We start from the raw sequence: 26,487 nt of genomic DNA, 5'->3' as shown, positions 1-26,487 counted from the left end.
CGATGCCGCGGTTGAAAGGGCGCCATTCAATGCTTTCCCAAAACCCTACATGCGCTCCCCGTCGAACAAAAGCTATACAAGCCCATCCGACACTAGCTGCCACGGCGCATGAGGCTATGACGTTCAGGGATGACAACTCGGCTGGCGTAAGGCCGCGATTATCACAAACGCTCCACGTTCGACTTAGAAAGGCTGCCAGCGTCGCTACCAAACCAATAAGACCGGCTACGCCGACCAACAGTGAAGAAGTCAGTGTCCACGGTTTCGGTGAATCATCGAGCACTCGGTGATCATACTGTCTCGCCTCGTTCCCGAGAAATGGAGTTTTCAGCAAGTTGGCCTGTAGCGAAGTAGTGCGTTGTCGGCGCGAGTCAGATTTAGGGTGGGGTGATGCGGATGGAGTTGGCGCGGCAGGAGCGGATGGGGCCGCAGGGGGTGGGTTGGGCGCGCTTGTCGAGGCAGACCTCGACGGCGGTGAGGTAGTTGTTGCCGCAGCTGATGGCGAGGCTCGCGGCGGGGATGGAGGGGTTCGCTGTCTGGAAGAGGTCGATGAGCTGGTTGGGGGTGAGTGAGATCGGGTGGTCGAGCTGGGCGAGCGTCGGCGGGATGGTGACAGATTTGTAGGCGGTGCGGGCGAGAGTGAAGAATGCGTCGGGGGAGAGGCCGGAGCAGGTGCCGTGGGTGCGCCACTCGTGACGGAGGAGACCGGGGTCGGGGTAGATGTCGGTGAAGGCTGAGGGATCGCGTGGGCCGGGATCGGTGGAGCAGTTCTGCGGATAGCCACCGTTGGTGTTCTGGGGCCAGAGGCCGTGGAGGACGAAGGCGGGGCGCTGGACGCACTCGGTTGCGTTGGGGTGCGAGTGGCAGAACTCGGGAGACCAGGAGAGGTTGAGGAGGTAGTAGTCGAAGGGCTGGGTGGTTGCGGGTTCGATCGTCTGCGCAGCTGCCGCAGTGGGGCGAGGGGTTGGCTCCGGCGTGGGCCGCGGAGGCGGGTTGCAGGCGGCGAGGAGAAGAAGGATCAGAAGCGAGGGTGCGGCTTTCTTCTTCATAGTGGGAGAAGGATAGCGTTTGTGGAGGGATGACGCCAGAGAAGGATGGTCGTACTTGTTTCGTCACTGGAAGGGCATTACAAGAAGCCTGTGATGGTGCATCTTTCCGAATCATTGACCCATTTCGACCATGGTTAACTGAATATTTTTGAATCTAAAAATGGTGGCGTATTCTGCATATAGAATGGCGTGTTTCGCAATGTCATCGGCCAATTGTGACGGTCTACATTTGAACCATGTACAACGCAAAAGCATTCTCTGCTGCCAGTGCGTCATCGCCGCTTGCATCCACTACGATCGCGCGGCGCGATCCAACCGAAACAGACGTGCAGATTGAGATTCTCTTCTGTGGAATCTGTCACTCTGACCTGCACCAGGCCCGCAATGAGTGGAGCGGCGTGATGCCCACGGTCTATCCGTGTGTTCCCGGCCATGAGATTGTAGGGCGCGTGACCAAGACCGGCTCCGCGGTAAAGAAGTTCAAGACCGGCGACGTTGTCGCGGTTGGCTGCATGGTCGACTCCGATGGCACGTGCGAGGAGTGCAAGGCGGGGCTGGAGCAGTTCTGCCACAACCTGACGCTCACTTACAACTTTCCTGACAAGCATACCGGCGGCGTCACGTATGGCGGCTACTCGGATAGCGTTGTCGTGGACGAGCGATTTGTTCTGAGAGTGCCGGATAATCTTGACCCTGCGGGCGCCGCTCCTCTACTTTGCGCCGGTATCACCACGTTCTCGCCGTTGCACCACTGGGGCGTGACGAAAGGTAAGAAGGTTGGCGTTGTGGGCCTTGGCGGGCTTGGCCACATGGGTGTGAAGTTCGCTCATGCGCTGGGTGCGCACGTTGTGCTGTTTACGACATCGCCCAACAAGAAGGACGATGCTCTGCGCCTGGGAGCGGATGAGGTTGTGATCTCTCGCAATGCAAATGAGATGGCCAAGCATGCGGGTAGCTTCGACTTTATCCTTGATGCGGTCTCGGCTGACCACGATATCAACGCTTATCTGAATCTGCTGCGACGCGATGGGAATCTCTGCCTGGTGGGTGCGCCGGAGAAGCCGTTGTCGGTGGCTGCGTTCGGGCTGTTGTTCGGTCGCCGGAGTCTGTCGGGTTCGCCGATCGGAGGCATCGCGGAGACGCAGGAGATGCTTGATTTCTGCGGCAAGAACAACATCACTTCTGACGTGGAGATCATTCCGATTCAGAAGGTCAACGACGCTTACGAGAGGTTGCTGAAGTCTGACGTGAAGTACCGGTTCGTCATCGACATGGCCTCTCTGAAAGGTGCAGCGTAGTTTTCGATGAGTAAACACTTTCGGATCCCCGGCCGTCTGTCTGCGAAGTTGAACGAGTCGGGAGTTCGTGTGTCATCTGTTCTGGAGCGTGCGGGGTTGCCTTCGGGGCTGCTCGATCAACCTCGCATCCTCTTATCGACAGAAGAGTTTTTTGCGCTGTGGCGGGGGATTGGGCAGGTAAGCTCTGATCCCGCCATTGGGCTTGTGTTGGGTACGGAGACGAAGCCGGAGCACTTCGATCCTGTCGTGCTTGCGGCTCTTTCGACGGGCAGCTTTGGGGAGGCGATGCGGCAGATCGCTCGCTATAAACAACTCTCCTGTCCGGAGGAGCTTGTGCTTGAACCGAGTGATGAGGAGTGGGCGATTCAGTTTCGCTGGCTGCTGGCGAACGAGGAAGAGCCCGCCGTACTGACTGATCTGTGCTTTGCCTGGGTGCTTGGAATTGCGCGGCATGGGACGGGTATGCGGATATCGCCGGTGCGTCTTGAGCTGCAGCGACCGCGTGCGAATGCAAGATCTCTGGAACGCCATTTTGGCTGCCCGGTTGTGTTTGGTGCCGCGCGGAATGCGATGGTGTTTCGTGCGTCGGATGCTTCGTTACGCTTTGTGACTCGCAACGCGGAGCTGTTGGCGATGCTTGCGCCGCAACTGGATGAGGAGCTGAAGCGACATAAGGGCGAGGAGAGTTTTCCTGAGCGCGTTCGCGCGACGATTCAGAGAAAACTTACGGGGAATCGTCCGAAGATGGAGGAGATTGCGCGTGAGCTTCATATCAGCTCGCGTACGCTGCAGCGGCGGTTGCAGGATGCGGGCTCGAGCTTTCAGAAGGCTCTGGAAGAGGCACGGCATCAGTTGGCGCGGCACTATCTTACGAACTCGCTGCTGGAGTTGAGCGAGACGGCGTATCTGCTGGGGTATGAGGACTCGAACTCTTTTGTGCGGGCGTTTCGGGTGTGGGAGGGTGTTCCGCCGGCGCACTGGCGGGGAGCGCAACGGGAGAAGGCTGCTTCGTAGGGTTTGCAGTGGAGATCGGCGGTGGGCTGGTCGGCTAAGCTGGTGGAATGGGTTTGTTTTGTGATGTTGCTTTGCCGGTGCCTCTGGACCAGACGTTTACCTATGCGGTGAACGGTGTGGTGCCGGTCGTGGGGGCGCGGGTGCTGGTGCCGTTCAGCGGGCAGAGGCTGATGGGTGTGGTGGTGAGGGTGCATGAGGATGCGCCGGTGGAGGAGTTTGAGATCAAGCCGGTGCAGCAGGTGCTGGATGATGCGGCGCTGCTGTCCGAAGAGTTGATGAAACTCGCGGGATGGATCGCGCAATACTATGTTGCGCCGCTGGGTGAGGTGTTGCGGGGGATGCTGCCGCTGGCGGCGGAGGTGAAGCGGCACTTTTCTTATCGGATTGCGGAGCAGGGCCGGAAGGTGCTGTATGAGGGGGCGATGAAGGGGTCTTCGCGGCGGTCGAAGCTGACGGTGGAGGAGCAGAATCGCGAGTACTCGGTGCTGAATTATTTGGAGGGCGGTGAGGCGGCGAAGATGTCGGCGCTGCGGTCAGCTACTGGGGCGAATAAAGGGCTGTTGGAGGGGATGGTTCGGAAGAAGTGGCTGGTGCGTGAGGTGGTGGCGGAGGAGCGCGATGCACGGCGGCTGGAGAAGGTGGCGGTGCTGGTCGCGGAGGCGAGGCTGCCGAAGTTGAACGAGAATCAGACGGCGATTCTGGCGGAGCTTGCGGCTGTGGGTGGGCGGATGCGCGTGCGGGATCTGCGGCTGAGTCTGACGCGCGCGGGAGTGCCGGAGTCTACGCTGGGGACGCTGGTGAAGCGCGGGCTGGTGGTGGTGGAGGAGGTTGCGGAGAAGTTTCACCTGGGCGGCGTGGGGGCGCACGGGAAGAAACATGCGCATGAACACGCTTTGAACGAAGCGCAGATGGAGGCGCTGGGGACGATTGCGGCGGCGATGGAAAAGGGTGGGTTTCGGCCGCATCTGCTGTATGGCATTACAGGGAGCGGGAAGACTTCGGTTTATTTTGCTGCGATGCAACGGGCGTTGGACGCGGGGAAATCGGCGCTGCTGTTGGTGCCGGAGATAGGATTGACGCCGGCGATGGCTGGGCAGATGGTCGCAGCGTTTGGGGGAGAGGTGGCGTTGCTGCACTCACAACTGACACCGGATGAGCGGGCTGAACAGTGGCACAGGATTCGGCGGGGCGAGGCGCGGATTGTGGTGGGGACGCGGTCGGCGGTGTTTGCGCCGATGGTGGATCTGGGGTTGATCATCGTCGATGAGGAGCATGACTCGAGTTACAAGCAGGAGGAGACGCCGCGGTATCACGGGCGTGATGTGGCGGTGATGCGGGCGAAGTTCAACGAGGCGGTGGTGGTATTGGGGTCGGCGACGCCGTCGCTTGAGAGCTGGGCGAATGCGGAGAAGGGAAGATATGCGCGGATAGAGATGCGCGCACGTGTGGCGGATAGGCCGATGCCGCTGGTCGAGTTGGTGGATATGCGGGAGGAGTTTCGCGAGACGGGGCAGGAGCAGATCTTTTCGCGGAGACTGATCGAAGAGACGCAGGCCACGCTTGATCGCGGGGAGCAGGTGATTTTGTTGTTGAATCGGCGGGGGTATTCGTCGACGGTGCTGTGCCGAAGTTGCGGGGAGAAGATTGAGTGCGAGAACTGCGCGGTGTCGATGACTTATCACAAGCCTGTGAGCGGCAATGATGCGATTGCGCAGCCGGGGCAGCGATTGGAGTGTCACTACTGTGGGTCGCGAAGGTCGGTGCCGAAGGCCTGTCCGAAGTGCGAGAGCGAACATCTTTATTTTCTTGGGGCAGGATCGCAGCAAGGGGAAGAGAGGCTGCAGGAGTTGTTTCCGACGGCGCGGATTGGGCGGATGGATCGCGATACCGTGCGCGGGAGGAGTGATATGGAGCGGCTGCTGGCGAGGCTTCATGGAGGCGAGATCAACCTGCTGGTGGGCACGCAGATGATAGCCAAAGGGCATGACATTCATGGAGTAACGCTGGTGGGGGTGATTGGGGCGGACTTCGCGTTGGGGTTGCCGGACTTTCGCGCGGCGGAGCGCGTATTTCAACTGCTGACGCAGGTTTCAGGACGGGCGGGGCGGGGGGATCTGATCGGGAAGGTGCTGGTGCAAACGTATCATCCGGAACACTATGCGATTCAGTTTGCTGCGAAGCATGACTATCCGGGGTTTGTTGCGAAGGAGATGCAGTATCGGCGGTGGATGCACTATCCGCCGTTTGCAGTGCTGGCGAATGTGGTGATCCAGAGCGAGAAGCTGGAGGAAGCTACGGCGTGGGCGGGAACGCTGGGGCGGTGGTTTCAGATGGCACGGCTCGACAAGGTGAGAGTACTGGGTCCGGCGGCGGCGCCGATTGTGAAGCTAAAGCGGATCTATCGTTTTCACTTTGTGTTGAAGGCGGAGCGGCGGCAGACGCTGGGCGAGACGCTGCGGGCGATGCTTGGGTACGCCGAGACGCAAGGGATCGCGCGCCGTAACCTTGTGGTCGACGTGGATGCGGTTCACCTGATGTGACGCGGCATCAACTGCGTTGAAATGTTGGGGAGGTTTGTTGCAAACAACCCGGTCGCTGAAGGGGCGGGTGGTTGTTAAGGTGCTTAGTCGAGCAGATGCAGCTCTTTGCCCGGCTTGAAGCGGACTGCTTTGCCTGGGGCAATGGTGACTTCGGCTCCGGTCCGTGGGTTGCGACCGATTCCGGTTTTGCGCGGCTTGACGGTAAATACACCAAATCCGCGGAGTTCAATGCGGTCGCCCGCGATGAGAGTCGCCTTCATGCTTTCAAAGATCGCATCGACAGCCGACTCTGCTTTTGTCCTTGGAAGGCCGGTTCGTTCTACCACCCTCTGTATGAGATCCTGCTTAATCATTTGGGCCGCCCTTGGGCTGTAATTTGTTTGAAACTGGGTAGTGACCTGGTAGTACGGTGATGTTAGAAACTCAAACTCAGATTGTCAACGAAAGAACGCTACCGTAAGATGAAGAATCTAATGACGCAATGGGACCTGGGAGACCAACGCACCCAATTTACACCCTTCTGCGGCAATTAGGGATACCACCTTCTGCGACAATTGAAGAAATTTCAAAAAAGCAGGACCGAAGGGAACACCAGAGTGGCAATTAAAAGTGACCGTTGGATTCGCCAGCAGGCGAACGAACACGGAATGATCTCTCCATTTAGCGAAAAACAGGTTCGAGAGGGTGTTATCTCGTATGGACTCTCTTCTTACGGGTACGATCTGAGGGTCTCGGACGAGTTCAAGATCTTTACCAACGTCAACAGCGCGATCATCGACCCGAAGGCCTTTGACGAGCGCTCGTTTGTGACGGTGCAGGCTGATAGCGTGATCGTTCCTCCAAACTCGTTTGCGCTGGCGCGGTCGATTGAGTACTTCAAGATTCCTCGCGATGTGCTGACGATCTGCGTAGGCAAGTCGACGTATGCGCGGTGCGGGATTATTGTGAACGTGACTCCGTTCGAGCCGGAGTGGGAGGGATTTGTCACTCTCGAGATCTCGAACACAACTCCGCTGCCGGCTCGGGTCTATGCGAACGAGGGGCTGTGTCAGATTTTGTTCTTTCAGTCCGATGAGGTGTGTGAGGTCAGCTACGCGGACCGTAAAGGAAAGTATCAAAATCAGCAGGGAATCGTTTTGCCGAAGTTGTAGACGGGTTACGATCTTCTGAAGCGCTGATGACGGCCTACTAAATGCAGGATGCTGAGTAAAGGGGCTGCGCAGTCGATGAAGGACAAGAAGGATAAGAAGGTAAAGGGCGCTCTGCGCGTCGGTCTTGTGGCGGCGGACCCTTTACGGGTTTTGGGGTTGCAGACGATCTTCCCCGACGGGGGCTCGGTTGAGATCGTTCCTCTGTCAGTCCCGGGGGCGCTGGATGCTTCGGGCGTGTCGCTGATCCTGATCGATTCGGCTTGTACCGATCACATCTTCGAGTTGCTGGAGACGTTTCGTCGAAGCCGTCCGCGGTTCAGGGTCATGGTGCTGGGGCTTGATGAGAGCCACGATCACATTCAAGGCATCATTGGCGCCGGTGCGAAGGGCTATCTTGCTCATTCTGCCAAGGAGAGCGAGATCCGGATGGCGATCGATATTGTTCAGGATGGGTCGGTGTGGGCTCCGCGCAAGGTGATGGCGCGGTTGCTGGAGTCAACTCCGGCAGAATCAAAGGCGGCTGCCAAGCCCGCGAAGGCACCTAAGTTCACCAAGCGGGAGTTGGAAGTGCTGCGGTTACTGGCTGCGGGACAGCCTAATCCGGCGATCGGCCGTGCGCTTGGGATCGACGTGAACACGGTGAAGAAGCACGTAGGGAACCTGATGCGGAAGGTGGGGGTAGATAACCGGATCGCCTTGTCGGTTCAGGTGGTGAATGAGAAGTTGTTGCTGAAGCAGTTGACCTAGATTTTTTACTGAAGAATTTGATGGTCGAGAACAGCTAAGTTTGTCAAACAGATCGCAAATGTTGATGTACGTCTGTTTAGGCGTGATCAAGGCAACGTTTTTCTGTTAATCACTAAGTTAACAAAACCTGCTCAAAGGTGTACCCACCTTCGTACCGTTGTGATCGAAGGTAATGTGGAGCAAAGTACTAACAAGCAACACAGACCTGGGAGAGGGGTTGTAGAGATAGCGTCGGAGTTACACCCGACATTATCTCTACAACCCCCATTTTTTGTGGGTGTGTGGCGCGTGTCGGCGTATGCTAATCCCGTTCTCAGGGTACAACCCCGACTGCATTTCGCTCGTCCTATATATTGTTGGAAATAGGCAGCTTGTTGGGCCCCCTCCAAAATACAGAACGATAGACGTGAAAGGGATAACGATAATGCTCAAGAAAATTTCGGTGGCTCTGTGTGGTTTGGCGATGATTGCTGGTTCTCTGTCAGCGCAGGCTGAGGGCGACAAGGCGAAGGTTGCAGAGCGTCTTACGGCTGCGGGCCAGGTGATTGACCAGATTATGGCGACACCGGATAAATCAATCCCGGGCGGCATTCTAGCTGGAGCTTCCTGCGTAGTGGTGATTCCGAGCTACAAGAAGGGTGCGTTCGTTGTGGGCGCACAGTATGGACAGGGCGTCGCAACCTGCCGCACGCCAAGTGGAAAGTGGAGCGCTCCCGTATGTGTTCAGTTGGCGGGCGGAAGCTTCGGATTTCAGATCGGTGGACAGGCGACGGACCTGGTGTTGATCGCGATGAATCAGCAGGGTCTGCAGGACATGCTGAAGAATAAGTTCAAGCTTGGCGCGGATGCTGCGGCTTCGGCTGGACCTGTGGGACGCAACGCACAGGCGGGCACGGACTGGAAGCTGAATGCCGAGTTTCTGACCTACTCGCGCAGCAAGGGTTTGTTTGCTGGCATCGACCTCGATGGCACGGTGTTGTCGCAGAACCAGGATGATACGCGCGCTCTGTATGGAACGGACGTTCAGTTCGACCAGATTCTCGGCGGCAAGCAGGTGACGCCGGTTGAGGCTCGTCCTTTTGTACGGACGGTGGCGAAGTATTTCGTTGCTGCTCGAAATAAGTAACGAAGTTCTTGTTTGATCGCGGAGGGGCGGCTTATTTGGCCGCCCTTTCTGTTTCTGCTGCGGCAGGGGTTGGAATCGGTAGACTAGAGGCTTGAGCAAAGTCACGCAAAAAGAGGAGATTGACGCGGAGGTAAGCTTCCGCGAACGCATTGAGTTTGCCGTTGTATGGGTGGCGGTTCACTTCATGCGGTTGCTTCCGCGGGGATTTGCCAGGCTGGTGGGCACAGGGATCGCGGGGATTGCGTTTCACCTGCTGGGGCGGTTGCGTGGAGTGGGGACGAGGAATCTGAAGCTTGCGTTTGCGGAGATGCCGGAGGGGGAGCGAGAGAAGATCTTGCGGTCGGAGTATCGGAATCTGGGGACGCTGCTGGCGGAGTTCTGCCTGATGCCCGGATATACGCGGGAGGAGGCGAGCCGGTTTATTCGCTACGAGGGGCTCGAGAACTATGTGGCGGCCCGCGAGCGCGGCAAAGGCGTGCTGGTACTGACCGGACACCTGGGGGCGTGGGAGCTGTCGAGTTTTTATCACTCGCTGATGGGCATGCCGATGGGGATGGTGATTCGTCGGCTGGACAACCCGCTGGTGGATGAGTTTGTGAATCGCATTCGGTGTCTGCATGGAAATCGAGTGATTCATAAAGATGACTTTGCGCGGGGATTGATTGCGTCGATGCGGGCGGGCGAGACCGTGGGGATCTTGATGGATACGAATATGACTCCGCCGCAGGGTGTGTTTGTACCGTTCTTTGGAGTGGAGGCGTGTACGGCATCAGGGATGGCGCGCATTGCGGCCAAGACAGGCTCGGCGGTGGTGCCGGGATTTCTGTTGTGGGAGGAGAGCGAGCGGAAGTATGTGCTGCGCTTTGGCAAAGAGCTTGAGGTGGTGTGCACGGGGGATTCTGAAACGGATGTAGTTACAAATACAGCGGCGTTTACTGCAGCGATAGAGCGAACGATTCGGCAGTATCCTGATCAGTGGCTGTGGATGCATCGGCGATGGAAGACGCGGCCGCCGGGAGAAGAGGGGATCTACTGATGGCGACGATGAGCAAAGTAGCGGATTGGGTTGGGGTGAGCGCGCCGCTGCTGGAGGTAGAGGTGGCGGAGGTTTCAAGCATCGAGGGCGCGCAGGAGAACTCGGTGGTGTTCGCCGTTGAGGGCGAGACGCTTGGGCGCGCGTTGGCGTCGAAGGCGGGTGTGATTCTCGCGAGCAGGAAGCTGGAGTCAGCGGAGTTGCCACTCGATCCGCGGGTCTTGTGGGTGAAGGATGCGAGGTATGCCTTTGCGGTGGTGGCGCGCAGGCTTGCCGGTGGTGGCGTGCGCGAGGGAGTGCATGCTTCTGCGGTGGTGGGGCAGAAGGTTGCGATTGGCGTAGGGACTTCGATTGGGCCCGGCGCTGTGCTCGGAGATGGCGTGGTGATTGGAAGTGGTTGCGAGATCGGTCCGCGGGTGACGATCTACGCGGGGACGGTGTTGGGGGATCGTGTCGTGGTGCAGGCAGGTGCGGTGCTTGGGTCTACGGGGTTTGGATATGTGCGGAGCGATGAGACGGGGGAGTATCTGATCTTTCCACAGCAGGGAAGGCTGATCGTCGAGGACGATGTGGAGATTGGTGCGAATACGACGATCGATCGTGGCGCGCTGGGGGAGACGCGGATCGGGCGCGGGACGAAGATCGATAACCTCGTGCACATCGGGCACAACTGCGTGATCGGAAAGAACGTGATCATCGCAGCGCAGACGGGGATCTCGGGGTCGAGCGTGGTCGAGGATGGTGCGATTCTGGGCGGGCAGGTGGGGATTGGAGAGCATGCAACGGTTGGTGCGGGCGTGATTCTCGGCGGTGGTGCCGGCGTGCTGAGTGGGAAGAAGATGCGAGGGCCTGGAGAGGTGTTCTGGGGCCGGCCGGCGCGGCCCTTGAAGGAGTATCTGCGGGATCTGGCGAGATTGAAGCACAGATAATTGCGGCTTGTACTGCGAATTGTGGTGAGTGATGGCGATTGTGGTGGTCGGCGGGCATACGCGAAATATCGGCAAGACGAGCGTGGTGGCGGGGCTGATCGCCGCGATACCGGAGATGCATTGGACTGCGTTTAAGATTACGCAGTTTGGACATGGGATGTGCTCGGCCAACGGGGAACCGTGTGACTGCGAGACTGCGGAGCATACGGTCGCAGTGAGTGAGGAGCGCGTCGGTGGGGACGTTACAACGGACTCCGGACGTTATCTGGCGGCGGGAGCGGTGCGGTCGTTTTGGGTGAGGACTCGGGCCGGAGATTTGTCGGAGGCGATGCCTCGCATTCGGAAAGAGATTCAGCGAGCGGAGAACGTAGTGATCGAGTCGAACAGCATCATGCGGTTCCTAAGACCTGATCTTTACCTGAGCGTGCTCGACCCCGAGACGGCAGACTTCAAAGAGTCGGCGAAGTATTTTCTGGACAGGGCAGACGCGGTGCTGGTTGTGGAAGGTATCCTGGGAAGGCCCGAGTGGAAGGGAGTTTCGTTGAAACTTGTGGAGGGAACACCGGTGCTGGCGATGCGCCCGCCAGTATATGTGACTGAGGAAGTTGTGCGATTTGTGAGAGAGCGACTGCGGACCACGGCAGCCGTCTAATCCGCGTCCAAAACAAAAGAGCCGCAGGCTGGGATCGCCTGCGGCTCTTCTTTGGTGCGGATGGTTGAGGTTACGAGATGGTGCCGTTGAGGCCACTGGGGAAGAATCCTCCCGTAAACGCGGTGGCGGTTGCGGGGTTGCCGGTGACGATTGCCAGGATCTGAGTCGTGTTGCGCGACCAGCCCAAAGCGTTGAGGTCAGTGTCACCGATGGTGGAGGCCGTGAAGGTAGGCGACGTACTGCTGCCGTTGAGACTGACTGGAGTTGTTTGAACTCCCTGATCGTCTGCCGTCAAGCCGGCAAACGTGGTGAAGGGAGTTGTGATTGGGTTCTTGGGATCCGGATTCGCCAGCGTGGAGCGTGCCGCAGAGATTGCCTGCGTTATCGTGCTGAGAGGTCCTGTGCTGACGCCGCCGTCATAAGCGCTGATCACGGTGCGGATCAGACCAGCGTGATAGGCCTCGACTGCGTGAATCCCTACAGCGGCGGGAAGGATGCCTGTCTTGTCTGAGATGAGAGGAGCAGCGCCGTGGTAGGCAGAGACTCCAACATCTTCGAAGATGTAAGCGCCGATGAGGAAGTTCTGGTCGCTGGCGAAGGGATCGAAGGAGGTGCCGATGCCTGCCAGGTTAGCGAGCGCGTTGAAGGAGTCGAGCAGGTTGATGTCGGGCATCGAGACTGCAACACTGCCGAGCGCCTTCTGCAGGAAGAGGACATGCTTGCCTTCTTCCGTGGCCGTCTCGGCAGCATAGGCCGCGACGATCGACGATACAAACGGTACCTTGGGGCTGGGCTTGACGGTGACGGTACCAGCGGTTCCTCCATTGACAGCGACAGGAATCGGTGTCGGGAGTTGGTCGATGGTGACGCCTGAGACGGCAAGGTTGTAGAACTGCGCTTCGAGGTACTCGAGGTTGAGAGCGAAGTTGAGGATGTCCTGGTCGGGTGTGGTGGTTGGCGCCTGGGCCTCAGCTTTGGTTGTACCGCCGAAGGCGAGGGCAGCAAGAGCGGCACCTCCCATAGTGAGCATCTTGCGGCGGGTTTTTACGATAATTTCGTCGAGTTGCTGTGTCTCTAAAGTTGCCATGATCTCTCCGTCCTTAGGATGCCGTTGTTGTGATCTTGCCGTTTAGGCCATTGGGGAAGAAGCCGCCTTTGGAGACGCCTGCTCCGCCGCCGGTGCCGTACACAATGTGCAGGACCTGGTCGGTTGTACGAGAGAAGCCGATGGCATTGGTGGGATCCGCAGCAACGATACTCGAGAGGCTTAGTTGGGTCTCGTTTCCTCCGCCAAGAGTAGCGCGCAGTGCGGAGATCTTGTTCGCATAGTTAAGGAAGGTTGCGTCGCCGGAGTTGGCCGCGCCACCCGCGATTTGGGTACGGACGGAACCTGCGTGATAGGCTTCAGTCGCCTGGATGCCAGCTGCGCCCGAGAGGAGGATGTTGCTGATGAGCAAGGGAGCTGCACCACTGTAGGCGGTGACGCCTACATCCTCAAACGTAAATGCGCCGACAAGGAAGCTGTTGGGATCTGCAAACGGGTTGAACGTCGGCGAAGCGACGATCGTAGCGGCGGCAGCGAGAGGACCGAAGAAGGTGAAGTCGATGGCGGGGCGTGCAACCGGGGTGCCGCTGTTCGCCGTAATCGCGCCCTGGAGATAGCGAACATGATCGAGTTCGGTCTGGGCGAGCTCTGCGGCGAATTGCGCCTGAGCCGGAGTTGCCCAGGGAACGGCCACGGTATTGGGCGGGACAATGGTAGTGCCTGCGCCGGCGAGTGCATCGGCTGTGGAGAGGCCAGATCCGGTGGCGGCATACAGGTAGAACTCGGCCTCAAGATATTCCAGGTTGAGGGCGAAGTTCAGAATGTCGTTGTCTGGAAGATTGAGCGGCGTCGGCGTCGGGGTTGGTGTTGGCGACGGCGTGGTTGTACTGCTGTTGCACCCAACTACGAGCGCTGCCGCCGCGGTCGTTCCTGCACCTGCCAGAAACTGACGACGGGACAGAGCCTTATCAATAAGGTCGTTTAGCTTTTTCTCCACAATTAACCTCTCCTTAGAACGTATTGCACTTGCATCTGTAGTTTTGATGACGTACCGAGGAGTGTAATGGATTTGTTGCGGATTGGAAACAGTACTTTAAATGGATTGAACCGGAAGAAGTATCAGGTCATCAATCAGGCCGACTTCTTTTTGAACGAAGGGCTCTGCATAGCGGACGCCAGCGAGCAGGCCGTAGTGACGGGCAGTCGCGAAGGTTCGTTCGCGAATCTCTTCTTCGGGGACGAAGAGGCCTGTGCCTTCAGGTTGGGTGCCGTATTGCGAGCGATAGGCCAGCAGGGATTGCAGGCGCTGCTCGGCAAAGGGTGTGATGTCGACCACAAAGCTGGGGCGCACATCGGCATAGAGGCTGGCGTAGAGAATCTTGAAGGGTCGATGCGGCGGGTTAGATTGGCCTGGGGTTACCACTTTGGCAAGGCCGCTGACGAAGCAGGCTTCGTAGCCCAACGTGGCGGTGGTGTAGTGGTCCGGGTGCCGGCCTTTCCAGTAGGGAAGAATGACGACGCGGGGACGCAGACGGCGCAGGACGGCTGCCAGCTTCAGACGGTTGACCAGCGTATTTTCGACGTTGCCGTCAGGCAGGTCGAGCGCTTCGCGATGGGAAACATTGAGGATGCGGGCGGCGGCGTTGGCCTCGGCCTCGCGGTCGGCGGCGGTGCCGCGCGTGCCGGACTCTCCCTGGGTGAGATCGAGGATGCCGGTCGTCCAGCCCCGGGCGTGCATGGCCAGCAGAGTGCCGCCGCAGGTTTGCTCGACGTCGTCGCGATGGGCTGCGATGGCAAGAATATCGAGTTGCTGGGGTGAGGACATAGGGTGAAGGACTTAGGGTTTAGGGCTTTCGGGGCAGGCTCAGTTCGAGACGACCTAAGCTCTAAACCCTGAGCCCTCCATTCGCATTAGTCTGCTGCGTCGGTGACGGCATCCATGTAGGCGACGTCGAGGGCTGTGCCCTGAACGGTGATATTCGCGTTGTTGATCTCAGAGCCGGCGGGGGGTGTCGTGCCAATGGCGGGATCGTTCGCAGCGGTGATCGTTCCGCCGGTGTAGAAGGCGTGGACCTGACCACCGTAGGCGGTGTAGATCTTGTGCTGGCCCTGGACCCAGCAGAGGCCCGTGAGGTCGCCGTAGTAGAACTGGTTCTGGTTGGTGTTGGGGTAAGGGACGACGACCGGCGAGGTGCCGCTTTGCGTAACGGCCGGAACAATGGCAGCGCTGATGCCGGTAGAGCCCGAGGGCAGGGTGACGACGGTGAGGCAGTTGTAGTTCGCTGTCTGGTCGGTGGCCTGTCCTGCTGCGAGCTGTTGCGCGGCGCGGGCTGCCCGCTCACCGCTGGCGCATAGCTGGGAGCCGATCCAGAGCGTGTTGTCGTCGGCCAACAGAATCTTCGTGTGACTGCCGTCGGAGATCGAGGTGGTGCTGGTGACCGTGTTGGTGGCAAGGTTGATGGTGGAGAGGTTTCCCGCGAACAGACCATCAGGCTGGAGCTGTTGGCCAGCCACATAGAGGGTCTTCCCATCAGAGACCGCCGCTGTAACTCCGCCTTTGACCGGGACATTGTTGAGGAAGGAGTTTGGATTCTGCTGAGCTGGATTGGTGCTGTCGGTGTAGCTATTGACCTGAAGCGCGCCGGGGGAGAGATAGGTGACGCTGGAGGTGGTTCCGCCGCACTCGGCGCCGCAGTTGAGAACGTAGACCACACTGCCGTCCAGCGAGACGTAGGCTCCGACAGGCCGGTCGAAGGTGCCGGCGGTGGGAGCGGCGGGATTCACGCTGTTGACCGGGATGACGCAGTAGATCGGCAGGTTGAAGGGCTGGCAGTCGACCGCGCCGATGGCTGCAATGGCTGCAGTCGAGGTGAGGTATTGGTTCGCGTTCAGCTTGATGACGCGATACAGGGAGTTCGAGTTGCGAACCATGGCGAGCACAACCGTGTCGCCCGTGTTGACGACGACTTGAAAGACATTGGGCAGGTTGAGCGCGAAGGTTTTTCCGGCGGTATTGTCGACGATGCCGAGCAGGCCGGCACCCTCCTCGGCAGAGTAGACGTGGGCGAAGGTCGGCGGAACGGCGATGCTGGTGGACTTCGCAGGGAAGGGTCCGACAGGGCCGGTGACCGCTTCTGTTCCGTAGTTGACGGCCTGTACGTCACCCAGCGTGTTGGAGTAGACGTAGCCGGTGATCTCTGAGGGAAAGTTGAGAATCAGATTCGGAAAGCCGGAGGAGTACCCGCTGATGGAGAACGAAGTCTTGGTGTTCTGTACGTTATTGCGGAGGTCGCGGTTGGCATCGAGGATCTGCAGGCTGCCGGAGGTGCCTCCGTTGGCCGTAACGCTGACCATGACGCGGGTGGCGAGCTTGCTGGGAGGAATGGGCCGGTTGGCGAAGGTGAATTGAGGAAACTTGTAGAGCTGCTGACCGCAGGCTGTAAGTCCCAGCGTGACGGCGGCGATCAGGAGGCCGCAGAAGATCTGGGCACGGAGAGACTGGGTAGAGAAACTTCGATTCGTCAACGGTAACTAACTCCAAACCTGAGCGCTGCGGCAATATTTTTTTGGGGCCACCGGCTATGTGCCGAGTATAACAAAGGACGCGCCAGGCCACGCTTTGGACGCAATCGGCAAAGGCTTGAATTTTATTGGTTTGGAGCAGGTCCGTCCATTGGCTTAAGATGGTGAGAACAACTGGAGACGTTTATGGCGGATGCGGTAAGTGGTGCGAACTCGGTCTCTGGTGCAGGATACGCGGCAGCCGATTGTCTCTTTGAGGGCGGCAGGACTGTGCTGTGCGATGGAGCCATGGGCACGATGCTCTATGCGCGAGGTGTCTTCATCAACCGGTGCTACGACGAGCTGAACCTGTCGCAGCCGGAGATGGTGCGGGAGATTCACGCCGAGTATCTGCAGGCAGGCGCAGAGGTTGTCGAGACCAATACGTTTGGCGGCAACCGGTTTCGCCTGGGGCAGCACGGACTGCAGGATCAGGTGCGCGCGATCAACGTGGCCGGCGTGAAGCTGGCGCGGGAGTCGGTGAACCAGATCCGCGACAAGCAGGCGTGCGAGGCGTTTGTAGCCGGATCGATCGGGCCGCTGGGTGTGCGCTTGGAGCCGCTCGGCAAGCTGAGCCTCGACGAAGCGCGGGAGGCTTTCGCAGAGCAGATTCGGGCGCTGGTAGAGGGTGGACCGGGCGTGGGTGTGGATCTGCTGATCGTAGAGACCATGACCTCGCTGGCCGAGGCGGAGCAGGCGATTCTGGCAGCGCGGAGCGTGGCTCCGGGGATTCGTGTGGTCGTCATGATGACCGTCGATGAAGATGGAAACTGTCTGGATGGCGCCTCGGCTGAGGTTGCCGCAATCAAGCTGACCGAGTGGGGCGCGGATGCAGTGGGATGTAACTGCAGTGCGGGGCCCGCAACCGTGTTAAGCGTGATCGAGCGGATGCGTCCGGTGACCACGCTGCCGCTGTCTGCGATGCCGAACGCAGGGATTCCGCGTGCCGTCGAAGGCCGCACGATCTATCTGACCTCGCCCGAGTACATGGCCAGCTTTACGCGCAAGCTGGTGAAGGCAGGAGCAAGCATCGTCGGCGGATGTTGCGGGACGACGCCAAGCTATACGCGAGCGATGAAGAGTTCGTTGCGCGCCCTGGGTGCGATGGAGGGCGGCATCGAGGTGATGGACAACGCTCGTCCGGGCAAGGCGACGACCATCAAGGAGAGCAAGGTTTCGCCCCCTCCGCTGGCGGATCGGTCCAAGATCGGCTCGATGGTAGCAGCGGGCGATTTCGTGACGATGGTGGAGATCGTGCCGCCGAAAGGAATCGATTGCAGCAAGGAATTGGATGGCGCGGCGCAACTGCATCGGCTCGGTGTTGATGCAATCAATGTGCCGGATTCACCTCGTGCCAGCGCAAGGATGAGCGCGCAGAGCCTGTGCGTCCAGATTCAGCAGAATGTTGGAATCGAGACGATTCTGCATTACACCTGCCGCGACCGGAACGTGTTGAGCATCCAGAGCGATCTGCTGGGAGCCTCGTCGATCGGGCTCAAAAATATTCTCTGCCTGACCGGCGATCCGCCGAAGCTCGGCAACTATCCCAACGCAACGGCGGTCTTCGATGTCGACGCAATCGGGCTGGTGAACATCGTGCAGAACTTGAACTACGGATTGGATATCGGGAAGAACCCTATCGGCGACTCGACCGGCTTTACGATCTCGGTCGCGGCGAACCCCGGCGTTCAGGATATGGACCAGGAGGTGCGCCGGTTTGCGTACAAGGTGGAGGCGGGCGCAGAATTCGCTATTACGCAGCCGGTGTTTGATCTGCGCGTGCTCGAAGAGTTCCTGCGCAGAATCGAAGGCTTCCGCATTCCGGTGATCGCAGGGATCTGGCCGTTGACCAGCCTGCGCAACGCGGAGTTCATGAAGAACGATCTGCGAGTCAGCATGCCGGAAGAGATCATGGCGCGGATGGCTGCAGCGGCCACGCCTGAAGCGGGCCGGATGGAAGGCGTAAAGATCGCGCAGGAGATGTTGGCCGAGGCGCGGCCGATGGTGCAGGGCGTTCAGGTCAGCGCACCCTTTGGCCGGTACGGCGTCGCGGCCGATGTGCTGGGGCTGGCCGAAGTCGAGGTAGTGTGATGCCAAACTTTGAAGAGCAGTTGATGGCCTTGGAGTCGGTGGTCGAGAAGCTCGAGCGAGGGGAGCTTTCGCTCGATGAGTCGGTGCATCTATTTGAGGAGGGCGTGAAGCTCTCGAACGCGTGCAAGAAGGAGTTGGAGGCAGCTGAGGGCAGAATCCAGGTCCTCGTGGAGCAGGGCAGAAATGCCATGCGGGTGGTAGACCTGGACGTAGAAACGGGTGGCGATTCGTAGGAGCCGGGTGGGGCTGTCTGCTTTCGCGATCTAGAATGTAAGTCCATAAAAATAAAGAGGCTAAGGAACTTTGCGTCTACAACTTCCGGGTCAGAGACTCGGGGCGGGGGGCGTGATTTTCTACAGTCGCGGATTTGAATCGAGTGCCGTGACCATTGGCGAGATCCGCCTGTTGTGCGTGCTGTGCCATCAGGGCAAACGGCCGATGAAGCCTTAAGTCGGGAGGCGATCTCGCCGCGGATCGTTTTCGTTGTAAACAGGAAATCTTCAAGAGGAGGAGCTTTGAAGGCTCTGCGTGTATCTGCACGGAATGATCGCGCGCTGATGCTGCTTGCACTGGGTGCTTGTCTCGCCGTTTCGGGTTGCGGCAGCGGCGCAGGCTCGACGCTTGCATCTACAAGTGGCACAAACTCTGGCTCTTCATCGACACCGACCACTCCTGCGCCAACACCTACTCCGACGCCAACCCCGACGCCGACACCAACACCAACCCCGACACCAACCCCGACGCCGACACCAACACCAACACCAACGCCCACACCGACACCAACTCCTACACCAACACCGACACCAACTCCTACACCAACACCAACGCCCACACCGACGCCGACACCTACTCCTACCCCCACACCTACTCCTACGCCGGCGGCCAAAAGCGCAAAGCGTGGGATTGCCTATGATCTGGCGTCGCCGACCGACCTGTCTGCGCTCTCACCCGGTGTGAGCTGGTGGTACAACTGGAGCCCAAGTCCGAACGCGGCCGTTCCGACCGACTATGCGACGCGCTACGAGATGGTTTTCTATCCCATGCTGTGGAACGGAAGCTTCAACGCGGCCGATATTGTGACTTATTTGAAGGCAAATCCGACGATCAAGTACATGCTGGTTTTGAATGAGCCGAACCTGGTGAGCCAGTCGAATATGACACCGCAACAGGCCGCTCTGCTGTGGCCGCAGTACGAGGCCATTGCCGCGCAGACGGGCGTAAAGATCGTCGGGCCCGCGATCACCTGGGGAACGATGACGAACTACGAAGATCCAGTCGCGTGGCTCGATGCGTTCTACGCGGCCTATGAAGCGGCGAACAGCAACCGCGCGCCGCAGATCGACTACATTGCCTTCCACTGGTACGACTACGGACTCGATGCGCAACTGGACCGCCTGACCAAGTACGGAAAGCCATTCTGGGTGACGGAGTTTGCAAACTGGCATAGCCAGAACGACGGCGCACAGATCGACACGCTGGCAAAGCAGGAGGCCCAGATGACCGACATGGTCGCAACCTGCGAGAGCCGCGCCGATGTCTTCCGCTACGCGTGGTTCACCGGGCGAGTCAGTCCCGATCCACACTTCTCGAGCCTGCTGGGTGCGACCGGCGTGCTGACCGATCTGGGGACGCTGTACCTGTCGTTACCGGCACAATGACAGATATTTTTAAGTGATGTGCGACTTCGCTTTTTTGATGGGCCTAACGGTCGCGTGAGGTGACAAAGCCCGGTACCCAGAGAAGGGCGCGCTTGGCTTCGGAGTCAGGAAGATCAGCGACGGTGAGGCGGGCTGCCTCGGCGTAGGCGCAGGCTGTGTCCATCGCGTAGTCGATCGAGCCATGGCGCTGCAGAATCTCAAGGATCTGCGGATGAGAGACGCGGGTAAAGCTGCGGTCGGCGAGAACGGTGCGGATGGCCTCCCGGTCGGCTCCCGTACCACGCTCGAGCGCATGGATGACAGCAAGCGTAGCCTTGCCCTCGCGTAAATCTGAAGCTACTGGCTTGCCGAGCACGTCTTCAGCGGCTGTCAGGTCAAGAACATCGTCGACGATCTGGAAGGCGAGGCCGAGGTTGCGCCCATATTCGCCAAGCTGTGCTTCAATCTCTTCGGGATCGCCAAAGTCACGCGACGGCGTGATCGCCGCGCCGAGCTGCATCGAAACCTTGAAGAGACAGGCGGTCTTGCGGAAGATGAGATCGAAGTACTCTTCCTCGTTGATGAGGTGACCAAGCTTCTCGATCTGGAGAAGCTCGCCTTCGACCATCTGCTGAGTGAGCGAGATGAGCAGCTCCAGGACACGGAAGTTGCGCTCCTCAAGCGCGGTCGAGAACGACTGCATGTAGAGCCAGTCGCCCGCGAGGACGCACTTGGCATTGCCCCATGTCGTATTTGAAGAAGGCCGCCCACGCCGCGTGTCAGCCTCGTCGATGATGTCGTCGTGCACGAGCGTTGCCGTATGAAGCATCTCCACGACAGCGCCCAAACGGATACGGCTCTCGCTCGTGCAGCCCAGCGCCTTCGCCGAAAGCAGCAGCAGAAGCGGACGAATGCGCTTGCCGCCACCTGCGATCAGATAGCGTGCGATGTCGGTGATGACCTCGACGTTCGACGCCGATTGGCGGGAGAACTCCTGCTCAATGGCGGCTAAATCGTCACGAAGGAGGTCGAACACCTCGGCTGCCGTCGCGATGGAGAGCGTACTCACTTACTAGTCAGAGTATCAGGATGTGGATTTGGCTTCAGAATAGGCTCGAAAAAGTAACTCAGAATTTTGATCGCAGCAACGGTTTGGCGAGGCGGCACCAAAAATTGGCTCTGCCGCGTTCGCGATGAGGTCGGGCTCAGTTAGAGCGGAAGTTCGTAAACTGAAGTTCGACGCCGATATCTTTGCCCTTGAGCAGCGCCATGACCTCCTGCAACACGTCGCGATCCTTGCTGACGACGCGCACCGTGTCGCCCTGAATGCTGGCCTGCGCCTTCTTCTTCGAGTCCTTGATCGCCGCAACGATAATCTTCGCCTTCTCAGACGGAATCCCCTGCACGAGCTTAATCTTCTGCCGCACGCTCGAGTTCGCCGCCGGCTCAATCTTCTCAAACTCCAGGTTCTTGAGCGACACGCCGCGCTTCACCAGCTTCTGCGACAGAATCTCAGTCACCGCCTGCAGCTTGTACTCATCCTGCGACGCAAGCTGGATCGTGTCTGTGCCTTCGAGCTCGATCTTCGACTTCGAATCCTTGAGATCGAACCGCGCATGAACCTCTTTCGAGGCCTGGTCGATCGCGTTTTTTACTTCCTGAATCTCTACTTTGCTCACTACGTCGAAGCTGTTATCGGATGCCATGGGTGTGTTCCTTCATGTGTAACTTGGTCGCTCTCTATTATGTCAGCGCTCGAGTGTTTAGCGCGTTGAGGGGAAGAGATTTTTAAAGTTTGCGGTTGTCAGCTCCGCGAGTTCATCTGGTGTGATGCCGCGAAGCTCCGCCAGGGCTGCCGCCGTATGCGTGACAAAAGCAGGTTCGTTGCGCTGGCCCCGCAGCGGAATCGGCGCAAGAAATGGCGCGTCCGTTTCGACCAGAATCCGGGCAGCCGGCGCGACCGCGGCGGCATCGCGAATACCCTGCGCCTTCGGATACGTCAGGTTCCCCGCGAAAGAAAGATAAAAGCCCGCCGCGAGAGACCGTTCCGCCTCAACCGGAGTGCCGGAGAAGCAGTGCATGATCCCCGGCAGCGCGTGCGGCGTCCAGTGCTCATCGATCAGCGCAAGTAAATCCTCCCACGCATCCGCCTCGCCATACTTCTCCTTCGCCTGTGGAGTCGCCAGTTCGCTGGTACGGCAGTGGATCAGAATCGGCTTGCGCAACTTCGCCGCGATCCGCATCTGCGCAATAAAAGCCTCCTGCTGCGTCGCAATATCGGGATTCTCAACATGGTAGTAGTCAAGGCCGATCTCTCCGACCGCAACGCATCGTTCCCGAGCGGAAAGCGCGGTCAGTTTTTCCAGCGCGTCCGGCCCAGCGTGAGCCGCCTCCTGCGGGTGAATCCCAGCGCTCGCAAAGACCTGCGGAAGCCCCTCACCCGAGGTCGTTTCCGCAATCTCGAGCGCCTGGTGCATCGTCGCCGGCCCATCGCCAATGCCGATCGCGAGAACCGTGTGAACCCCTGCAGCGTAGGCGCGGCGCAGCACCTCCACGCGGTCGGTGGGAGTCTCGTTGTAAAAGTCGAGGTGGGCGTGAGAGTCGATCAGGGCCATCTCTTTCAGGGTATCGCATGAGAGCGTAACCGCAATGCTGCTGCAGTCCGACAAAGTAATTGATGACTGATTTAGTTCGAACCGCGTAGTATGTCCGCATGAAAAATCTAAACCGTCGTGAACTTTGTGTTGCTCTATCGGCTCTTGCGGCGATGGGCGGTGCCGTGGCAGAGGGACAAAACAATGCGGCCGGTGCAGAGCCGGTGCTCGCCCACTCCGAGATATTCCCCTTCGACAAGCTGCCGGTACACGCCTCGGCGAACGGTATGGCCAGCCGCGCAGTCATTCATGGACGTCTGGCCACAGGCGAGTTTGTCGAGGTCCATGAGACCGCGCTGCCGCCGGGCCAGATGCCGCATCCGCCGCACCGGCACACGCACTCGGAGTTCCTCTTGATTCGCGAAGGCAAGCTAGAAGCCACCAGCGACGGCAAGACGGGCATCGTCGAGCCCGGGGGAGTCATCTTCACCGCGTCCGGCGTGCTGCACAGCTTGAAGAACGTCGGCGACGTGATGGCCAACTACTTCGTCGTCGCAATCGGAGTGCAGAAGGTCATCGTCTAGCGACCAACGGGAGCAATCACAAGTCACGAAGTGACCGCTGCCCGCGCAGGGCGCCCGTCCGGCAGGACAGGTCCTGAGACTATTTCAACCGGGAGCCGACAGCGATCTCTTCGCCAAAGGTAGCGAGGACAGGTTTGCCGTCGTCTCCGTGCGAAGCCGCCAGCAGCATGCCGTGAGACTCGAGGCCGCGCATCTTGCGAGGAGCGAGGTTCGCAATGACGACGATCTTTTTGCCCAGCAGCTCCTCAGGCGTGTACCACTCGGCGATGCCGGAGAGGATCTGGCGCTTTTCGTAGCCAAGATCGACCTCGAGGCGAAGCAGCTTGTCGGCCTTCGGAATGCGCTCGGCCACGACGATCTGTGCGACGCGAAGATCGATCTTGACGAAGTCGTCGATGACGATCTGTGGAGTATCCGGAATATCCGACTGAGCGGCCGCGTTGGCGAAGACGCCGGAGGCACGTGCTTCCGTATGAGACGGAGTCTCGGGTCGCGCGGTGGAGCTGGCGTAGCTGCCCCCGACCGTCATTCCGGGCGCTGTTTCGACCAGCGACGAAGTCCGAGGCGCAGCTCCGGGATCGGTAGGATCGCTTGGTGCGGCGGAGGTGTGCGTCGTCGTCTCGTCCACGAACTTCGAGGGCTTCGGGTGCTCGGGCTTCTGAGGAGTAGAGGAGGGATTTTCCATATCGACCATAATCTGCGCGAGTCCTTTGTCCGCTCTGGGAAAGATGGGTGCCAATGGGCCAAGCTTTGTGCCGGGCTTCAGACCGCCCCATTCGAGATTTTGTAGTTCGCCGTTCTGTGCGGCGACTTCGATGTCGCCGAGACCTAGTTGCGCCCAGACTTTGGCGGTGGCGGACGGAAGGATCGGGTAGAGCAGGACTGTAAGGATTCGAATAGATTCAAATGCTGTATGCAAAGTGTCCCGCAAGTCAGCGTTCGATTTCTCATCGCCAACGGCGGCCAGCTTCCATGGAGCATGAAAAGTTATATAGACATCAATGGCCTTAATGCTTGCCATAAGGATTTCCAACAAATTCGAGAAGCCATAGGCGTGAAAATTTTGCGATCCAAGAACCACGCTCGCTTCCAGTCGCTGGCCAAGTTCCGGGTCCACGATACCTTCCGGGATTAAGCCTTCGAAATACTTTTCAATCATGCTCAGAGTGCGGCTGACGAGGTTGCCGTATCCGTTCGCGAGGTCAGCGTTGTAGCGCGTGATCATGGCGTCGAAGCTGAAGCTGCCGTCTTGTCCGAACGGGATCTCGCGGAGGAGAAAGTAGCGAAGTACGTCGGCGGCGAAGAGATCTTGTTCTTTCTTCGTGCTGTCGGGAAACTGCTTTTTGTAGACCTCAGTACCGAAGGCATCGAGGATCGTCTCGGTGCGGACGACGTTTCCCTTCGACTTCGACATCTTGCTGTCGTCGAAGAGCAGCCAGCCGTTGGCGACGACTGACCTTGGCGTGGGGATGCCTGCGGCAAGCAGGAACGCAGGCCAGTAGACGCAGTGGAAGCGCGTGATCTCCTTGCCAACAAGATGCAGATCTGCGGGCCAGTAGCGTTGGAACTTCTCCTGCTGGACGGGATCGTTGCTTCCATAGCCGATGGCGGTCATGTAGTTGGCGAGAGCATCGAGCCAGACGTAGATGACGTGCTTCTCGTTGCCGGGTACGGGGATGCCCCACTTGAAGCTGGTGCGCGAGATGGAGAGATCTTTAAGCGCGCCCGGAACATACGCCTTACCGAGAGCGGACAGTTCGAGAACATCGCCACGGTCGGTGGCTTCGGCGACGTTGCCGCGAAGAAAGCTCAGGACTTCGTTGCGGCTCGACTCGGGCTGAATGAGTAGACGGTTCTCGGGGTCTTCACTCTCGATCAAATCGATGAGAGGGAGCTGATATGCAGAGAGTCGGAAGAAGTAGTTCTCTTCGGTGACAGTTTCGGTCGGCTTGCCGTCGGGTCCGATGGTGCCTGGAGGGCCATCGACGAACATCTCCTCGCCGATCGAGTACTGGCCGGTGTAGCTGCTGAGGTAGATCTTGTCGCGGTCGAGGAGGAGTTGGAAGAGCTTCTGGACGGCCTCGGTATGACGTGGTTCGGTGGTGCGGATGTAGTCGTCGTAGGTGATGCCCATCCGGTCCCACAGGGCGCGGAAGGTGGCCGAGACCTGGTCGGCGAACTGGAGAGGCGGAATGCCCGCGGCGGCGGCGGAGCGCTCGACCTTCTGGCCGTGCTCATCGGTGCCGGTCAGAAAGAAAGTGTCATCGCCAAGCAGACGATGGCGGCGTGCGATCACGTCGGCCGCAATGGTCGAGTACGCATGGCCGATGTGTGGACGTGCGTTGACGTAGTAGATAGGGGTAGTGAGATAGAACTTTTTCTCGGGCATGGGCCAGAGCCCAGTTTAGCAGGATGGCCAGGGCGCCTTAGGGCAAGCTCGCCGTCAGGACCGGCATCCCAAAAAATAAATCTCAAAAAGCTGGCGTATTTTTCAAAGCCAAAAAAGCGACTGCTAAAACACCAGGTTTACCACGCAAATCACCACACCCACACCAGCAAAAAACCACACCCAAAACGCCCTTTTTGCTGAAACCCCCTGCAAAAACATCGATCCACCACGAATAAAAAAAATCCTGAAAAGGATTATCGCTCCGGATGGATGACTTCGTCCGGAGGAGCCGGAACTTCCTCGACGGGAGGCTCGACATGTTCGGTTTCGGAGGCCTGGGCGAGCCGGGCGAGGTTCAGGTGCTGCTCCATGGCGCGACGGGCCAGCGCGGGGTTGTGAGAGCGAATGGCGCGGTAGATCTCGCGATGCATCTCGGAGGATTCTTTCAGATCGACGGCGTTTTGTATGGTCTTGCTGCGAATCTGATAGAGGCTGGCGGTGAGGGTCTCCATCAGCGCGCCCAGGATGGGGTTGCCGGATGCTTTAGCAATCGTGCGATGGAAGCGAACATCGTGGATCAGGTACTGCTGCGGATCCTCGAGCGAGGCGTACATCTCTGCCACTTCTTCGGCCAACTCGGCGATGTGCTCGTCGGTGGCGCGCTCAGCGGCGAGTGCTGCAACGTTGGACTCAATGACGATGCGGGCTTCAAACATCTGCCATGGATGAAACCCGTGCAGAGCTCCGAGGACGGAGAATGAGCTGGAGTCGAACGACGGCGGTCCGGAGGCGACGAAGGTGCCAGCACCATGGCGGCTCTTGAGGACTCCCATGGCGGCAAGAAATCCAATGCCGGAGCGGAGACTGGAGCGGCTGATCTTAAGCTGACGAGCGAGATCGCGTTCGGGAGGCAGGCGGTCGCCGGGCCGAACCTCACCCGAGCTGATGAGAGAGCGAATGTGCTCGACGACGTGCATGGTGAGCTGGCTATGTCCAGAGACCTCGTCGAACTGCTCTTTTGCCTCTTTTTTCACGCTGCGCGCTGCT

At 59.1% G+C, this 26,487-nt stretch carries 25 protein-coding genes; 14 read left to right on the top strand and 11 right to left on the bottom strand.

Going from position 1 to position 26,487, the window contains the following annotated elements:
• Nucleotides 1-377: 377 nt before the first annotated feature.
• On the bottom strand, nt 378-1,049 hold the full coding sequence (locus tag RBB76_RS03985) for a ribonuclease T2 family protein (RefSeq protein ID WP_429628694.1): 672 nt from the start codon (nt 1,047-1,049) through the stop codon (nt 378-380).
• 236 nt (nt 1,050-1,285) lie between these two features.
• On the opposite strand from RBB76_RS03985, the gene RBB76_RS03980 reads away from it, so the two are divergent.
• From RBB76_RS03980 to priA, 3 genes are read left to right on the top strand one after another with little or no spacing between them, the layout of a single operon-like run.
• A complete protein-coding gene (locus RBB76_RS03980) occupies nt 1,286-2,347 on the top strand; it encodes an NAD(P)-dependent alcohol dehydrogenase (RefSeq protein WP_429628695.1) in 1,062 nt (353 codons plus the stop codon).
• A 6-nt stretch (nt 2,348-2,353) separates the two neighbouring features.
• Entirely contained in the window at nt 2,354-3,361 is a 1,008-nt protein-coding gene (locus tag RBB76_RS03975; RefSeq protein ID WP_429628696.1) for an AraC family transcriptional regulator, read from the top strand.
• A 47-nt stretch (nt 3,362-3,408) separates the two neighbouring features.
• A complete protein-coding gene (priA, locus tag RBB76_RS03970) occupies nt 3,409-5,901 on the top strand; it encodes a replication restart helicase PriA (protein ID WP_429628697.1) in 2,493 nt (830 codons plus the stop codon).
• An 83-nt stretch (nt 5,902-5,984) separates the two neighbouring features.
• On the opposite strand, the gene RBB76_RS03965 is transcribed toward priA, so the two are convergent.
• Nucleotides 5,985-6,254 (bottom strand): HU family DNA-binding protein, encoded by a 270-nt coding sequence (locus tag RBB76_RS03965; RefSeq protein WP_158943184.1) that lies wholly within the window; start codon nt 6,252-6,254, stop codon nt 5,985-5,987.
• 243 nt (nt 6,255-6,497) lie between these two features.
• On the opposite strand from RBB76_RS03965, the gene dcd reads away from it, so the two are divergent.
• From dcd to RBB76_RS03935, 6 genes are all read left to right on the top strand, one after another.
• Nucleotides 6,498-7,052, top strand: a complete 555-nt coding sequence (gene dcd / locus RBB76_RS03960) for a dCTP deaminase (RefSeq protein WP_183980989.1) — start codon at nt 6,498-6,500, stop codon at nt 7,050-7,052.
• A 48-nt stretch (nt 7,053-7,100) separates the two neighbouring features.
• Nucleotides 7,101-7,799, top strand: coding sequence for a helix-turn-helix transcriptional regulator (locus RBB76_RS03955; RefSeq protein ID WP_429628698.1), 699 nt, complete (start codon nt 7,101-7,103; stop codon nt 7,797-7,799).
• Nucleotides 7,800-8,223: 424 nt separating this feature from the next.
• Complete coding sequence (locus tag RBB76_RS03950; protein WP_429628699.1) at nt 8,224-8,925, top strand: lipid-binding SYLF domain-containing protein; 702 nt, start codon at nt 8,224-8,226, stop codon at nt 8,923-8,925.
• 184 nt (nt 8,926-9,109) lie between these two features.
• A complete protein-coding gene (locus RBB76_RS03945; protein WP_429628912.1) occupies nt 9,110-9,961 on the top strand; it encodes a lysophospholipid acyltransferase family protein in 852 nt (283 codons plus the stop codon).
• Nucleotides 9,922-10,887 (top strand): UDP-3-O-(3-hydroxymyristoyl)glucosamine N-acyltransferase, encoded by a 966-nt coding sequence (gene lpxD, locus RBB76_RS03940; protein WP_429628700.1) that lies wholly within the window; start codon nt 9,922-9,924, stop codon nt 10,885-10,887. The genes RBB76_RS03945 and lpxD overlap by 40 nt, the downstream gene beginning before the upstream one ends.
• 31 nt (nt 10,888-10,918) lie before the next feature.
• On the top strand, nt 10,919-11,539 hold the full coding sequence (locus RBB76_RS03935; protein ID WP_429628701.1) for a hypothetical protein: 621 nt from the start codon (nt 10,919-10,921) through the stop codon (nt 11,537-11,539).
• Nucleotides 11,540-11,609: 70 nt separating this feature from the next.
• On the opposite strand, the gene RBB76_RS03930 is transcribed toward RBB76_RS03935, so the two are convergent.
• The 4 genes from RBB76_RS03930 to RBB76_RS03915 all read right to left on the bottom strand — a co-directional run bounded on the left by RBB76_RS03930 (nt 11,610) and on the right by RBB76_RS03915 (nt 16,109).
• On the bottom strand, nt 11,610-12,626 hold the full coding sequence (locus RBB76_RS03930; RefSeq protein ID WP_429628702.1) for a ferritin-like domain-containing protein: 1,017 nt from the start codon (nt 12,624-12,626) through the stop codon (nt 11,610-11,612).
• A 13-nt stretch (nt 12,627-12,639) separates the two neighbouring features.
• Complete coding sequence (locus tag RBB76_RS03925; protein ID WP_429628703.1) at nt 12,640-13,581, bottom strand: ferritin-like domain-containing protein; 942 nt, start codon at nt 13,579-13,581, stop codon at nt 12,640-12,642.
• A 96-nt stretch (nt 13,582-13,677) separates the two neighbouring features.
• On the bottom strand, nt 13,678-14,409 hold the full coding sequence (bshB1, locus tag RBB76_RS03920) for a bacillithiol biosynthesis deacetylase BshB1 (protein ID WP_429628704.1): 732 nt from the start codon (nt 14,407-14,409) through the stop codon (nt 13,678-13,680).
• Nucleotides 14,410-14,495: 86 nt separating this feature from the next.
• On the bottom strand, nt 14,496-16,109 hold the full coding sequence (locus tag RBB76_RS03915; RefSeq protein ID WP_429628705.1) for a hypothetical protein: 1,614 nt from the start codon (nt 16,107-16,109) through the stop codon (nt 14,496-14,498).
• A gap of 183 nt (nt 16,110-16,292) precedes the next feature.
• On the opposite strand from RBB76_RS03915, the gene RBB76_RS03910 reads away from it, so the two are divergent.
• From RBB76_RS03910 to RBB76_RS03895, 4 genes are all read left to right on the top strand, one after another.
• Nucleotides 16,293-18,236 carry a bifunctional homocysteine S-methyltransferase/methylenetetrahydrofolate reductase gene (locus tag RBB76_RS03910; RefSeq protein WP_429628706.1) on the top strand — a complete coding sequence of 648 codons (1,944 nt, stop codon included), beginning with the start codon at nt 16,293-16,295 and terminating at the stop codon, nt 18,234-18,236.
• Complete coding sequence (locus tag RBB76_RS03905; RefSeq protein WP_429628707.1) at nt 18,236-18,469, top strand: exodeoxyribonuclease VII small subunit; 234 nt, start codon at nt 18,236-18,238, stop codon at nt 18,467-18,469. Before RBB76_RS03910 ends, RBB76_RS03905 begins: the two co-directional genes overlap by 1 nt.
• A gap of 344 nt (nt 18,470-18,813) precedes the next feature.
• A complete protein-coding gene (locus RBB76_RS03900; RefSeq protein WP_429628708.1) occupies nt 18,814-19,149 on the top strand; it encodes a hypothetical protein in 336 nt (111 codons plus the stop codon).
• Nucleotides 19,150-19,189: 40 nt separating this feature from the next.
• Nucleotides 19,190-19,894, top strand: coding sequence for a glycosyl hydrolase (locus RBB76_RS03895; RefSeq protein WP_429628709.1), 705 nt, complete (start codon nt 19,190-19,192; stop codon nt 19,892-19,894).
• Between the two features lie 43 nt (nt 19,895-19,937).
• Here RBB76_RS03895 and RBB76_RS03890 read toward each other — a convergent pair whose 3' ends face one another.
• From RBB76_RS03890 to RBB76_RS03880, 3 genes are all read right to left on the bottom strand, one after another.
• On the bottom strand, nt 19,938-20,942 hold the full coding sequence (locus RBB76_RS03890; protein ID WP_429628710.1) for a polyprenyl synthetase family protein: 1,005 nt from the start codon (nt 20,940-20,942) through the stop codon (nt 19,938-19,940).
• Between the two features lie 136 nt (nt 20,943-21,078).
• Nucleotides 21,079-21,579 (bottom strand): YajQ family cyclic di-GMP-binding protein, encoded by a 501-nt coding sequence (locus tag RBB76_RS03885; RefSeq protein ID WP_183763702.1) that lies wholly within the window; start codon nt 21,577-21,579, stop codon nt 21,079-21,081.
• 57 nt (nt 21,580-21,636) lie between these two features.
• Nucleotides 21,637-22,488 (bottom strand): TatD family hydrolase, encoded by an 852-nt coding sequence (locus tag RBB76_RS03880; RefSeq protein WP_429628711.1) that lies wholly within the window; start codon nt 22,486-22,488, stop codon nt 21,637-21,639.
• 98 nt (nt 22,489-22,586) lie between these two features.
• Here RBB76_RS03880 and RBB76_RS03875 point away from each other — a divergent pair, with 98 nt between their 5' ends.
• Nucleotides 22,587-23,051: a cupin domain-containing protein gene (locus RBB76_RS03875; RefSeq protein WP_429628712.1), complete on the top strand. Its 465-nt coding sequence runs from the start codon at nt 22,587-22,589 to the stop codon at nt 23,049-23,051.
• Nucleotides 23,052-23,130: 79 nt separating this feature from the next.
• On the opposite strand, the gene metG is transcribed toward RBB76_RS03875, so the two are convergent.
• Both metG and RBB76_RS03865 read right to left on the bottom strand, forming a co-directional pair.
• Nucleotides 23,131-25,440, bottom strand: coding sequence for a methionine--tRNA ligase (gene metG / locus RBB76_RS03870; RefSeq protein ID WP_429628714.1), 2,310 nt, complete (start codon nt 25,438-25,440; stop codon nt 23,131-23,133).
• Between the two features lie 254 nt (nt 25,441-25,694).
• Nucleotides 25,695-26,474, bottom strand: coding sequence for a FadR/GntR family transcriptional regulator (locus RBB76_RS03865; protein WP_429628715.1), 780 nt, complete (start codon nt 26,472-26,474; stop codon nt 25,695-25,697).
• Nucleotides 26,475-26,487 lie beyond the last annotated feature (13 nt).

The organism is Tunturiibacter psychrotolerans, from assembly GCF_051013365.1.
In the GTDB taxonomy this organism is placed as follows: domain Bacteria; phylum Acidobacteriota; class Terriglobia; order Terriglobales; family Acidobacteriaceae; genus Edaphobacter; species Edaphobacter psychrotolerans_A.
This window is presented reverse-complemented; position numbering and strand designations above follow the sequence as displayed.